The following is a 13,977-nucleotide window of genomic DNA, read 5'->3' on the forward strand; positions in this document are numbered from 1 at the left end:
AGGAAGTAATCAGTAATGAAGCAATCAATGAACTTTGAACATATTCAATCTAAGTGGCCAGAGCTACACCAGTTAGCCGCTTTTGCAGAAGACTATGCGATTACCGATCCACAAAGCTCACTGGTTAAGCTGCGTTGCTTTGCCGAAAAAGTAGTAGGTTACTTATATAAAGAACTTAGTTTACCTGTTTTACCCACTTCTAACATTTTTGATAAACTTACCGCCGACGACTTTACCAGCGCGGTTCCGCGTTTAATTACCGATAAACTTCACGCCATTCGTAAAAGTGGTAATCAAGCAGCCCACGAAGGCAAAGTTGACCAACAACAAGCTATTTGGATATTAAAAGAAAGCTACTTTGTAGCCTCGTACTTATTTATGGCGTATGCCAATGGCACGCAACAAGAATGCCCAGAGTTTAAAGCGCCTGAGCAAACACAGCCCACTAACCAAAGTGATGACGAGTTTGCAAAAAAGAACAAGCAACTCACCAAGCAGCTAGCCGAAAATCAGGCCCGTTTAAAACGCGCACTTGACGAACTAGAAGCCGCAGAGCTTGCACAAAAACAAGCACAGCAGCAAGCAGCAAAACTAAAACAAACTATTGATGCAGAAAAGCTGGCTCAGGTTAAAACCCGTAATGAGCAAATTGTTAACTCTAGTTTTAACTTTAACGAAGACGAAACCCGTAAACGCATTATCGATTTAGATTTACGTAATGCTGGTTGGCACGTTGCACTTGACGACGAATCAACAGAAGACGTTGGCAAAGAAGTAAAAGTAACAGATCAACCTACAACAACAGGCGTAGGTTTTGTTGATTACGTATTATGGGATGACGACGGTAAACCACTTGCGGTAATAGAGGCAAAGCGCTCTCGCGAAAATATCGAAAAAGGCCGTCAGCAAGCAATGCTTTATGCTAACGCGCTTGAAAAGCAATATGGCCAACGCCCTATTATTTTTTATTCAAACGGCTGGGATATTAAAATACTCGACGATGCACAAGGCTATAACAGCAGAGGCTTATATGGTTACTACTCTAAAGACTCACTGCAGTATTTAATAAAGCAGCGCACACTTAAAAAAGACCTAAACACCACGCCGATTGATACCGCAGTAGCAGGGCGTTTGTATCAAATGGAAACAATTACCCGAGTATGTGAGCGTTTTAGTGATAAACACCGTAAAGCGCTTATTGTACAAGCAACTGGCACAGGTAAAACACGCGTATCTATTGCCCTTGCCAAACGTCTGCTTGATGCGGGTTGGGCTAAGCGCGTACTGTTTTTATGTGACCGAAAAGAGCTGCGTAAACAAGCGGGTAATGCCTTTACCGAATTCACCAAAGAGCCAGTTCATATCGTAGGCAAAAGCGCTAAAAACACCGCAGCCAGCGCGCGGGTGTTTATCGCAACGTACCCGGGTATGCTACGCATAATGAACAAGTACGATGTAGGTTATTTTGACCTAATAGTAGCGGACGAATCCCACCGTTCAATTTACAATATTTACGGTGATATTTTTAAATACTTTGACGCGCTAGAAGTAGGCTTAACTGCTACACCGGTAGAAATGGTATCGCGCTCAACCTGTGATTTGTTTGGGTGCGATTACAAACTACCCACAGCCAACTACCCACTTGAAGACGCCATAGAACAAGGTAACTTAGTGCCTTACAAAATTGTAAGTTACACCACACAGTTTTTGCGCGAAGGCATTAAAAAAGACAACCTAACCGATGAGCAAATAGCCCAATTAGAAGAGCAAGGCATTGACCCTAATGAGCTCGATTTTGACGCAAAACAAATAGACGAAGCCATTAAAAATAAAGACACTAACAGGCTAATACTGCGTAACTTAATGGAAAAAGGCCTGCGCGATAAAGACGGCCAACTGCCCGGTAAAACAATCATATTCGCCCGTAACATAGCCCACGCTGAATTATTAGCGCAGCTATTTAGCGAGCTTTACCCACAACATGGTGCTAATTTTTGCCGCGTTATTCACTCAAAGTACGAACGCGCCGAAGAGCTAATAGACGACTTTAAATCAAGCGACGAAAACAGTATGCGTATTGCGGTGTCGGTCGATATGCTCGACACCGGCATAGACGTACCTGAATGTGTAAACCTGGTTTTTGCAAAACCCATAAAATCAAAAGTAAAGTTTTGGCAAATGATCGGCCGTGGCACACGCTTATGCGAAAACCTATACGGACCAGGGCAGCACAAAACTCACTTTTTAATATTCGATCACTGGGCAAACTTTGAATACTTTGACGAAAACCCAGAAGAAGACGACGTAAAACAAGCAAAATCGTTACTGCAAAAACTATTTGAAGCGCGGGTAACCCTTGCACAAACAGCCCTCAAAAAAGCAAATATGGATGTGTTTGAGCAAACCATTAAGTTAATTCACGACGATATTTGCCTACTGCCAATGGAATCAATATCGGTGCGCGATAACTGGCAAGTGGTCGAAACCTATAAAGACCTAAAACGCCTTAATCAATTTGCGCCTAACACAGCCAGCGACTTACTCGAAAAAGTCGCGCCGCTTATGCAATGGCGTAACATAATGGGGCAAAGTGAAGCCTATAAATTTGATTCTGAGCTAACCACTATTCAAACCCTATTACTTACCGACGCCAGCCAAATTGATTTAGCTAAACAAAGTGTAATGAACAAGGTTGAATCGCTTCAAATGCACCTAAACGAAGTGCGAAGCAAAGCACCTGCCATAGCAGAAATACAAACACAGCAATATTGGCAGTATTTAACCCATGCAGCGCTTGAGCAAAGCCGCATTAATTTACGCAGTATTATTCACCTACGTAATAAAAGCGTGAAGCCACCAACAAGTGATTTTGTGCTTGATATTAAAGAAGACACAAACCAAATTAAAGAGGCTGATAGGCTTACAAAAATAGTCTCTATAGATTATCAAATATACCGCCAAGAGGTTGAAAAAACACTCACCCCATTATTTGAAACCGACAGCGTACTTAAAAAAATTCGCAACGGCGAACAAGTAACCGAAGCCGACTTAGCGCAATTAAGCTCGTTAGTGCATACGCAAAACCCAAGTGTTGATTTAAATACATTAAAAGAGTTTTTTCCTGAATCAACCGCTAGCTTAGACAAAATATTGCGTACCATAGTCGGCATGGATAAAAACGCCATAGAGCACAGCTTTACTGCCTTTGTGCAGCAAATACACACCCATGTAAATGCTAAACAACAGCGCTTTATTGGTATGTTAAAAAACCACCTAATTCGCCACGGCGCAATTGAAATAGCTCAGCTTTACGATGCGCCCTTTACACAAATACACGACATGGGGCTCGATGGCGTATTTAGCCAGCAACAAGCCGACGTAATAGAGCAATTTATTAAGCAGTTTGATGTACAATTGGGTGATAAAAACCAAACGGTAGATAAAGAAGTGATAGTGTAAATGGCTAATCAAGTAGAAGTTTATCAATCTGATGACGGTGCGTTGCAATTATCTGTTTCATTAAAGAACGAATCAGTATGGCTCACTCAAGCAGATATGGCAGTACTGTTTGATAAAAACAAGCGTACAGTGTCTGAACATATTCGTAATATTTTTAAAGATGAAGAGTTAATTGAAGAGGCAGTTGTCCGGAATTTCCGGACAACTGCCTCAGATGGCAAAAGTTATACTGTAAACCATTATAATCTCGACGTTATTATTTCTGTGGGTTATCGCGTTAAATCTAAAAATGGGGTGCGCTTTCGCCAGTGGGCAACTAAAACATTAAAGCAGCATTTATTAAAAGGCTACACCTTAAATCAAGAGCGATTAGCGCAAAACGCAACAGAGCTAGATAACGCATTACAACTCGTTAAACGTATTGCTGTTTTGCCACAAAACAGTGAATTTGGAGCAGGGCTTGTAGATATAATTGCCAGTTACACGCAAACCTTTTTATGGCTACAACAGTATGATGAAGGACTGCTTAATTCTCCACAAGGGGAGTTAGGCGGCGCACTTACACCACTTAATGATGCAAAAATCGCAATTTCACAGCTTAAGCAAAACCTTATAAACAAAGGCGAAGCTACCAAGCTATTTGCACAAGAGCGTGACAGCGGCCTAGGTGCAATTTGGGGCGCTTTAGATCAAAGTGTATTTGGTGAGCCTGCCTACCCAAGCGTAGAAAGTAAAGCCGCGCATTTATTGTACTTCGTGGTTAAAAACCACCCGTTTAGTGATGGTAATAAACGCACCGCAGCATTTTTATTTGTCGATTTTTTAAATCGTAATAAACGCCTGTTAAATGAGTATTATCAACCCGTAATAAACGATACAGGGTTAGCGGCCATTACCTTGCTAGTGGCAGAGTCAAACCCAAAAGAAAAAGACACCATTATTCGCTTAATCGAAAATTTATTAAGCCAAAATTAAATAGCACAAAACGTAGGTTGGATAAGCCAGAGCGCCATCCGATGATGTTGGATAAGGCAAAGCGCCATCCGACGATGTTGGATAAGCCAAAGCGCTATCCGAGGATGCTGGATAAGCCAGAGCGCCATCCAACACCATGATATAAAATTTAATCAATACAATGAGCGCAATAAACCGCTCACACTAGGAAAATTATGATAACCGGACCTTTAAAAAGTAAAATAGACAAACTATGGGAAGAATTTTGGACAGGCGGCATTACTAACCCGCTGACCGTAGTAGAGCAAATTACTTTTTTAATGTACGCCCGTATGCTCGACATGAACGAGCAAGCCGATGAAAAACGAAGTGCACGTACTAAGCAGCCGTTTAACCGCCGCTTTAACGACGATGAGCAACACATTCGTTGGCAAAACCTGCGCCATTTAGGGGCAGAAGAGTTATACAAACTGGTTAAAGATGAGCTGTTTCCGTACTTTTCAAAAACCTCAGACGACGTATCGCCAGAAGGCGCGATATTTAACGAGTTTATGAAAGACGCGCAATTAATGATTCAAAAGCAAAGCCTATTGGTAAAAGCCGTTGAAATGGTAAACGACCTCCCGCTTGAAAACTCAGACACCAAAGGCGATTTATACGAATACCTATTGAGTAAACTCACCACAGCAGGCATTAACGGCCAATTTAGAACACCGCGCCATATTATACGCGCCATGGTTGAAATGATGGACCCAGATGTAACCAGCCAAATATGTGACCCATCAACCGGCACCGGTGGCTTTTTATCAGTAAGTTACGAATACCTCTTACAAAAATACACATCAGCCGAGGGCATAGACCGCGAGCCCGTGCTTGATGTAGATGGCAACGTGCAATGTGATGATAGCGGTAAACCGCTCGAAAATCTGCTTTACTCAGGTGATTTAATTACCCCAGAGCAGCGCAGCCACATAGATGCTCACATGTTCAACGGCTTTGACTTTGACGCCACTATGCTGCGCGTAGCCGCTATGAACCTAGTAATGCACGGCATTAAACAGCCAGGCATTCATTATCAAGATACCCTAAGCCAAAACTTTAAAGAGCACTACCCGCAAAAGGCCAAAGAAGGGTACGACATCATTCTCGCCAATCCGCCATTTAAAGGCAGCCTAGACGAAGAAGACGTATGCCCTGAGTTATTACGCAAAGTAAAAACCAAAAAAACCGAGCTGCTGTTTGTAGCCCTTATTGAGCGCATGTTAAAAATAGGCGGGCAGTCGGCTACTATCGTACCCGATGGCGTACTCTTTGGCTCATCAAAAGCGCACGTACAACTGCGCCAAATGCTGGTGGATAACAACCAGCTAGAAGCCGTAATCTCACTGCCCAGTGGCGTGTTTAAACCCTACGCTGGTGTTTCAACTGCCATACTTATATTCACCAAAGGTGGCAGCACCGATCATGTATGGTTTTACGACGTACAAGCCGATGGTTTTAGCTTGGATGACAAGCGCACACCAATAAAAGCTAACGATTTACCAAACTTAATCAGTGAATTTAAAATTCGTGATAAAGCAGCCGCGACAAACGATAGCAATGATAAAACCCAGAAGGCGTTTTGGGTCAGTAAAGATGACATAGCCAGCAACAAATACGACCTTTCAATCAACCGCTATAAAGAAGTGGTGTATGAAGAAGAAAGCTACGATCCGCCAAAAGAAATATTAGGTAAATTAGTGAGTTTAGAGAACGAAATACTGGCTGACTTGAAAGAGTTGGAGGGTATGCTGTGAGTTGGCCGTTAGTTAAGTTAAGTGAAGTAGCTGAGATTAACCCCAGGTTACCTAAAAATATTGATGAGGCTCAAGAAGTCACATTTTTACCAATGGCATCTATTTCAGAGCAAGGTCAAGTTTTAGAGCAGGAAAAACGAATTTTGGGTGAAACTCGAAAAGGTTTTACCTATTTTGAAAAGAATGATGTTGTAGTAGCTAAAATCACACCTTGCTTTGAAAATGGTAAAGCAGCGTACTTAGACTGCTTAGAGACTCAAATAGGCTTTGGGACAACAGAGTTTCATGTAATTAGAGCTGATATTGAAAAGCTAGATGGTAAGTATTTATTTTACCTAGTTTGGAATAAATGGTTTCGTCATTTAGGTGAGCGAAATATGTCAGGTAGTGCTGGTCAAAAAAGGGTTCCTTCAGATTTTTTAAAGGATTTAAAAATCCCATTACCACCACTGGACGAGCAGAAACGCATAGCCGCGATTTTAGATAAAGCCGACGCCATCCGCCGCAAACGCAAACAAGCCATTCAACTCGCCGACGACTTCCTACGTAGCGTATTTTTGGATATGTTTGGTGATCCGGTTAGTAATCCGAAGGGGTGGAAAAAGAAACCTTTAAAAGAGCTAACGCTTAAACTAGGTAGTGGTTCAACACCTAGAGGTGGTAAAGAGGCCTATCTGGAGGAAGGAATATCGTTAATCCGCAGTCTTAATGTACATGACAATAAATTTGTGCATAAAGACCTAGCGTTTATTTCAGATACTCAAGCTGACAAGTTAAAAAATGTAGTAATAGAGAAAGATGATCTTTTATTAAATATAACAGGAGCATCTGTTTGTAGAGCAACATTAGTTGATAACGATATATTGCCGGCGCGAGTTAATCAGCACGTTTGTATCATCAGAGCAAAAAAAGAGAAAGTATTACCAACGTTCTTAGCGAGATTGATAACTTCAAGTAGTTATAAGCAAAAGTTAATGCAGATTGCTACTGCAGGGGGAGCAACACGAGAAGCGCTAACAAAACAACAGGTTGAATCTTTAGACATCATTGTTCCACCTCTAGATATTCAAGAGAAGTTTATGTCAATCGTTGGTAAAGTTGAGAAATTGTTGAAAATTTCGGAGCTTCAATCGCAAAAACCTCTATTTAACTCTCTCAGCCAAAAAGCATTTGCAGGCGAACTATAACGCTATTTATAAAATAACAACAAGGATGTTAAATGGCCCAACGTCAATTAAATAAAAACATAACTGAAACCAAGCTTTCAAAACAAGCCGTTTATTTCACGCGTAAGGATAAATAATAAATGCAGGGACAAATAAAACGCATGAACGAAGTGGGCTATACGGTATTTTTAACACCCACGCCATTACTTAGCTACGAGGAGTTGGTATTAAAAAGCTTAGGCTCAAACACCTATCGCGGCTTTCATCGTAAAAATAATAATTGTTTAGGCGCATCACATACCTTTAGAGATGTATTAACTAAAAAGAAAGACTATTTAATTCACACATTAAATAATCTCACCTCTGAAATAGAGTTAAACAAGCTTGCAAACGAGTTATGTAGCGAGCTTAAAATTGAACTGAGTAAAAACATTAAACCTTCGCAATTGCAGTCGTTTAATAAAGTACGAAAGCCCATTGATATTGTATTTGAGCACTTTGTAGCAATGGGGGAAGATTTTGCACCAGCAAGAAAAACCGCCACACCATGGCTATTTTTACCCCTTGATAGCCAAATTTTTCAGTCTGAATTTATATTTACCACTGAAGAAGCGAAGGCTTTAGGCATCAAACGCCGCTTTACCTATAAAGACATTGAAACAGCCCAGCACTACGCAGATATACAAAAATTTTTAAAAGAAAAAGCGGCAAATATAGGTTTAAATCACCGTATTTATTTTGATTTGGTTTGGAATAAGCGCTTTGAAAGCAACGGCACCAACTTATTTTTAACCAACCCAAGCAGAAAATGATAAATATTTAGCAGCTTTATTATAGCGGTTATAGAAGATTAAAATTTTAATTATTAACGGCCGTACACCGGGTTATTTATTAATGTTGGATAAGCCGAAGGTGTCATCCAACGTTATTGGTTGTGCAATATAAATGTAATTCGGCTTGGGGTGATGTTGGTTTGTTGGGTGGCGTGACTTCGTCACTTAACCAACCTACGTATTTAAACCAATCATGTAGGTTGGATAAGCCGAAGGCGTCATCCGACATTATTGGTTGTGCATTGTAAATGTAATTCGGCTTGGGGTGACGTTGGTTTGTTGGGTGGCGTGACTTCGTCACTTAACCAACCTACGTATTTAAACCAATCATGTAGGTTGGATAAGCCGAAGGCGTCATCCAACGTTATTGGTTGTGCATTATAAATGTAATTCGGCTTGGGGTGATGTTGGTTTGTTGGTTGGCGTGACTCCGTCACTTAACCAACCTACATTTTTTACATGGAGGTTTTATGAGGTATCGTCGAAATTATCAAGCTGGAGGGACGTATTTTTTCACAGTTAATTTGCTTGAGCGAAATAAATCATTATTGGTTGATCACATTGATTTACTACGTGAGTCGGTACGTTGGGTTAAACGACATAAACCTTTCCATATTGATGCGTGGGTTGTGTTACCCGATCATCTTCATGCGGTGCTAACATTACCCGAAGAGGATTTTGACTACTCTGGCCGATGGCGTGAAATAAAAAAGCGCTTTTCTAAAGGGTTACCTAAAAGAGAATACCTATCTGAGGCACGCATGAATAAAAATGAACGAGGCATATGGCAACGTCGCTTTTGGGAGCATACCATTCGTGATGAGCAAGATTATTGGCATCATGTAAATTATGTGCACTTCAATCCACTTAAACATGGTTTAGTAAAAAGAGTGAGTGACTGGCCTTATTCAAGTTTTCACAAAGCGGTTGCAACAGGGATCTATAGCCGCAATTGGTGTGGGGAATAATAAAATGTTGCTTTGTCTAAGCGCTTCAAACGCACTCAATAAATACCTAAAAGCTGATTTACCTCGCTTGCCACATGAACCTGGTAAACAAGCTGGGGTAAATACCCTGATCAGTGACAGCGATAATTTTAACTGGCAATTACAGATAATTGATAACAGCTATAAATCTCGTGAAAAAACAATCATTGTTTGTGAAGCGAATAGCCGTTTTACATTTTTTATACCGGTTAGTTTAAAGCTATCGCAAGAAGAATTAACTCAGCGCTTAGAGTATGAATGGCAGCTAATGATGGCTGAAACGCTTGAGGTGTATCAGCTAATACCACGCAGCGACATAGCGGTGCTGTTGAGTGAACTATCTAAAACAGAGTTTACTCCACACTGGATTAAAAATACCGATTTGAGTATAAGTGGGCATATTAGCGACGCTGCACTTTGGGTTACTCAAACACTACAAGAAGAGGGACTTTATGATTTACCTAAAGAGCTTGCCATTGAGTTAGCTATTCACTTAAACACCCAACCTAAACGTATTACTAATAAAGCAACTCGCCGCAAAGAGAAGTTTATACCCATAGAGCGTTTATTATATTATTGCCAAACGTTGATCACCTCAGAGCAGCGAGGTAATAAAGCATCAACGGACATAGCTGGTAATAACAATATAATTAATTTTAGAGATTACCTGCACAGGTAAATATTAATGACAAGGAAGGTTAAATGAGTAGTACTATCTCTCCTGAGATTCAATCTATTGCAACATTATTTGCGAGTGATTTAGTTATTCCAGATTATCAGCGGCCATACCGTTGGAATGAACATAATGTGGCTCAATTAATAGTAGATATAAAAAGTAATTATTTAATTAGCGGTGCAGAGTATCGATTGGGTACAGTTGTTCTACATACTGCAACTAGTGGCAATAAACTTGAAATAGTTGATGGTCAGCAACGCACAATTACTTTGTGTATTCTGCTTACAGCTATAGCTACTAAATTAAATATAACGGATAAACCTGCACTTTTAACCACCATTGCCATTAATCATCCCGAGTCGCAACAACAAGTTCGGCACAACAGTGCATTGATTAACATGCAGCTTGAGCAAATGGATGAGCAAGAGTTAATTAATTTATATACTTTTATTTTATCGAACTGCTCGCTTGTTGTTATTAAACTGAGCGATATAAGTGAGGCGTTTCAATTTTTTGATAGCCAGAATGCACGAGGTAAAGCCCTTGAACCTCATGATCTTTTAAAAGCATATCACTTACGCGAAATGGGTCACGAAACTCAGCAAACAAAATTAAACACTATTAAGCACTGGGAACAAGAAGCCACAAGCTCGGGTAATTTAAAACCAATATTTGCTAATTACTTATACAGAATTAGACGATGGCTTAAAGGTGAACATGGGAGATATTTTACCAATAAACATATTGATGTTTTTAAAGGGGTAAACCTGAATAATAAAGAGGTACCGCATTACATTGAGACTGCTTTAAGAGCTCATATTTACACCACTCAATACAATCACTCTTTGGATCGAATAGCTGATAAAAACGAATTAAAGTACCCACATCAGATAGGTCAAATTATACTTAACGGCTCACGTTTTTTTGAATTTGTAGCTCATTATATTGAACAGCAAAAATACTTAGAAAAGCATACTGAGTTAGCACCTTATTTAAAAAGTTACAATGGCTCGCATAGGGCAGGTGATAATTATGCGCGTAATTTATTTTTAGCTGTTGTAATGCTTTACCATGATAAATTTAAAGAGCAGCATTTTAAGCAAGCTATCCGTTTATGCTTTTGTTGGGCTTATAAGCTAAGAGTGGAAAACTCGCGAGTATTAATGGCTAGTATTGATAATTATGCAAAAAATAGCAGTAGTTTATTAAATGTCATTGCGCATGCCTTAGATGCCAATGAAGTATTGCGCTATGTGGTAATTAAAAATGAAGAGGCTGTTAGCAGTAATAAAACCAAAGGGTTAGAAGCATTACACGGACTATATTTAGGTAAGGATACAAATAATGAGCAATAATGACGTCCAAGCGCTGACTATCGAAGAGTTATTTTTTGGTAATGCTATTTATACCATTCCTAGCTATCAACGAAATTATGCTTGGGGGCAAGCACAAGTTGAACAACTTATTAATGACATTGATGATCAACGAAAAGAAGATGAAAACAAAAACTATTATGTTGGCTCATTAGTGGTAGATAGACGACAAGCGAATACAGAAATAACTGAATATGAAACCATTGATGGTCAACAACGACATACTACTTTGTGTATTATTTTGGCTGCGCTGAAACATTTAAATGTTGAAGTAGCTATTAAAACGCTTAATTTAAGCTTTGAATGCCGAGAAAGTTCAAAACGTACTCTTCTCTCTTTATTTGTTCATGGTGAACCGAAAGGTAAAACGTTACAAAACCTTGAACCAAGTATGGTGAATGCATTTAATGTGGCTTTAAAAATTTTTAAATCAAAATTTAATGCAAATGAATTAATTGAATTTAAAAAGTTTTTATTTAAAAAAGTAATTATTGTCCGAACATGTGTGCCTAAAGATACCGATCTTAATCATTACTTTGAAATAATGAATAATCGCGGTGAACAGCTCGAAAAGCACGAAGTTGTTAAAGCCCGCTTAATGAATCATTTACCTGAAAATGAGCAACCCGTGTTTGCTCAAATTTGGGATGCGTGCTCAGATATGGGGCACTATATTCCGTTTCGGTTTGATAGCAAGGTAAGAACAAAAATATTTGGTGATGATTTAAAGCAGTTATTAACTTTGAGTTATGGGGGGAATGGCTTATTTAATGCTGTGCTTGATAAAGTTAACAGTGAGCAGGCATTATCAAAGAATTCAGATACTTTGCAAGCTTCGATTTATCAGGAGTCTCAGAGTAAGGGAAATTTATTTAACTTATATTCAGAAGCTAAGTTTTATGAGAGAAAAAAAGATGATGAGCAAACGCAATTGGATGATCGCTTTCGATCGATAATAAACTTTCCTAACTTTTTGCTCCATGCTCTTACACTTTTTGTGGATGCTGATGAGTTGATTGAACAAAAGGTGTCGCTTGATGATAAAAAGCTTATTAAAGAGTTCGATACATACATTCTAGAGGGCCTAGCCGAAGATAAATGCGCTCAAAAGGTCAGGCGGTTTGCCGGTGTATTATTAAAAACACGGTATTTGTTTGATTGTTACATTATCAAGCGTGATTTAAGTAGCCCAGAAAAAAACTGGGGAGTGCGTACTTTAGTAAGAAAAAGCTCAGAAAAAGCCAAGCATAATGTTTCAACTGTTAATACTTTTATAGAGAATAGCGAAAAGCTGGTTATGCTACAAAGTATGTTTAATGTGTCTTACCCGGGTAACAGTTATAAGCATTGGCTTGCAAATACGCTAAGGTATTTGTTTAATCAAGAACAAACAATCGACGTTAAGAATTTCATTGTTCAATTAGAAACAAGTGCTTTTAATCAATTATGTTCTATTGGAAATATAGATACTAAAAGTAGCATCCAATCTCAAAAAGAGCTTCTAAAACAAACTATTAATTGTGGCACTTCGGTACAAAATTATATTTTTAATTACCTCGACTACAAAATATGGCTTGAACTTAACAGAGGAGACTTTGATAAGGTTAAATTTAGTTTATTAGGTACGGATGATGAGATTCTTTTAGATACGCCCGTTGTTAATTCTATTAAAAAAGTAGCCACCGAGTTTAAATTTACAAACCGTAGCTCGGTTGAACATCACTATCCACAAACCTCTAAAACAGAGGCTATGGATAACAAGCTCATTGATACGTTTGCAAATTTATGTTTAGTAAGTAGCTCTACTAATTCAAGCCTAGGCAACGATTACCCTGAAGGTAAAAAGAAAACTGTGCTGGCTAAACAAGGCGATAAAGCTGAAAGTTTAAAGCAGCGACTGATGTTTAGTTACAAAGACTGGTACTTATCAAATGAAACAGCTTTAACTGAACAAGCAAGCGGTATTAAGCTGCATGGCGATGCAATGTTAGAATTACTGCTATTGCCTGTAATTACTTAGGGGAAGCTAATAGATTTGATGCTACTTTTAAACTCTTATCAAATAGCCATGTAGTATCTGCAACTACTGTAAATAATTTGCATGGCAGCTCCATTACTATTTATAAAACATCACAGTAGCCAAAATATGAGTGGGCCGATACAAGTATTATTATTCAGAGGCTGTGTAAATAACCAAACTGGAAAAGTAGTTAAGCAATCTATAGTAATACTTTAGCAGTCAAATTATATACTTATAAAAGTGGTTATCTAATGTGTTTTAGTACAATAAGTTTAGTTTATGAAATTTCAACTCCGTGCCTCAAACGCGGTTAATAAATACTCAAAGGCTGATTTACCTTGCTTGCCATATGAACCTGGTAAACAAGCGGGGGTAAATACCCTAATTAGTGACGGCGATAATTTAAACTGGCAATTGCAGATTATTGATAACAGCTATAAATGCCGTTAAAAAACAATTGCTTGGGTGTGTGGTGGTTATGTCGGGTGGCGTGGCTTTGCCACTTAACCGGCCTACGTTGGGTGGGTAATGTGTATTGTTGGGGTGTATGTGTTGGGGTGTAAAAAAGCTTGATAACGATATGTTATCAAGCCTTTGTATAGCTGCTTGTGTACGCCCGACATGGGCATTGACTTATGAGGTGAAAGTCCTCTGTAGGAAGATCACCGTTTAAATAACACACTGTTATTAAACGATAACTACTAGCGAATGGCA

Annotated in this window: 11 protein-coding genes; 10 read left to right on the top strand and 1 reads right to left on the bottom strand. The window is 39.1% G+C overall.

Going from position 1 to position 13,977, the window contains the following annotated elements; genetic code table 11:
• Window positions 1–15: 15 nt before the first annotated feature.
• The 5 genes from CWC14_RS10330 to CWC14_RS10350 all read left to right on the top strand — a co-directional run bounded on the left by CWC14_RS10330 (window position 16) and on the right by CWC14_RS10350 (window position 8,187).
• A complete protein-coding gene (locus CWC14_RS10330; RefSeq protein WP_138562763.1) occupies window positions 16–3,459 on the top strand; it encodes a type I restriction endonuclease subunit R in 3,444 nt (1,147 codons plus the stop codon).
• Window positions 3,460–4,434 carry a virulence RhuM family protein/type II toxin-antitoxin system death-on-curing family toxin gene (locus tag CWC14_RS10335; protein WP_138562765.1) on the top strand — a complete coding sequence of 325 codons (975 nt, stop codon included), beginning with the start codon at window positions 3,460–3,462 and terminating at the stop codon, window positions 4,432–4,434. It abuts the gene before it with no gap.
• A gap of 194 nt (window positions 4,435–4,628) precedes the next feature.
• Window positions 4,629–6,209, top strand: a complete 1,581-nt coding sequence (locus CWC14_RS10340) for a type I restriction-modification system subunit M (protein WP_138562767.1) — start codon at window positions 4,629–4,631, stop codon at window positions 6,207–6,209.
• Window positions 6,206–7,396: a restriction endonuclease subunit S gene (locus tag CWC14_RS10345; RefSeq protein ID WP_138562769.1), complete on the top strand. Its 1,191-nt coding sequence runs from the start codon at window positions 6,206–6,208 to the stop codon at window positions 7,394–7,396. Before CWC14_RS10340 ends, CWC14_RS10345 begins: the two co-directional genes overlap by 4 nt.
• 119 nt (window positions 7,397–7,515) lie before the next feature.
• Entirely contained in the window at window positions 7,516–8,187 is a 672-nt protein-coding gene (locus tag CWC14_RS10350; protein ID WP_138562771.1) for a hypothetical protein, read from the top strand.
• A 103-nt stretch (window positions 8,188–8,290) separates the two neighbouring features.
• Here the strand turns inward: CWC14_RS10350 and CWC14_RS10355 are convergent, their stop codons facing one another.
• Entirely contained in the window at window positions 8,291–8,509 is a 219-nt protein-coding gene (locus CWC14_RS10355; RefSeq protein ID WP_138562774.1) for a hypothetical protein, read from the bottom strand.
• Window positions 8,510–8,678: 169 nt separating this feature from the next.
• On the opposite strand from CWC14_RS10355, the gene CWC14_RS10360 reads away from it, so the two are divergent.
• The 5 genes from CWC14_RS10360 to CWC14_RS10380 all read left to right on the top strand — a co-directional run bounded on the left by CWC14_RS10360 (window position 8,679) and on the right by CWC14_RS10380 (window position 13,713).
• Window positions 8,679–9,176, top strand: coding sequence for an REP-associated tyrosine transposase (locus CWC14_RS10360; RefSeq protein ID WP_138562776.1), 498 nt, complete (start codon window positions 8,679–8,681; stop codon window positions 9,174–9,176).
• Window positions 9,177–9,180: 4 nt separating this feature from the next.
• Entirely contained in the window at window positions 9,181–9,873 is a 693-nt protein-coding gene (locus CWC14_RS10365) for an amino acid adenylation (protein WP_138562778.1), read from the top strand.
• A 23-nt stretch (window positions 9,874–9,896) separates the two neighbouring features.
• Complete coding sequence (locus CWC14_RS10370) at window positions 9,897–11,225, top strand: DUF262 domain-containing protein (protein ID WP_138562780.1); 1,329 nt, start codon at window positions 9,897–9,899, stop codon at window positions 11,223–11,225.
• Window positions 11,215–13,263: a GmrSD restriction endonuclease domain-containing protein gene (locus CWC14_RS10375; protein ID WP_138562782.1), complete on the top strand. Its 2,049-nt coding sequence runs from the start codon at window positions 11,215–11,217 to the stop codon at window positions 13,261–13,263. Before CWC14_RS10370 ends, CWC14_RS10375 begins: the two co-directional genes overlap by 11 nt.
• A gap of 279 nt (window positions 13,264–13,542) precedes the next feature.
• Complete coding sequence (locus tag CWC14_RS10380; RefSeq protein WP_249928738.1) at window positions 13,543–13,713, top strand: hypothetical protein; 171 nt, start codon at window positions 13,543–13,545, stop codon at window positions 13,711–13,713.
• The last annotated feature ends 264 nt before the right edge of the window (window positions 13,714–13,977 follow it).

Origin of the sequence: Pseudoalteromonas sp. S3260 (assembly GCF_005886925.1) — a bacterium.
In the GTDB taxonomy this organism is placed as follows: Bacteria; Pseudomonadota; Gammaproteobacteria; order Enterobacterales; family Alteromonadaceae; genus Pseudoalteromonas; species Pseudoalteromonas tetraodonis.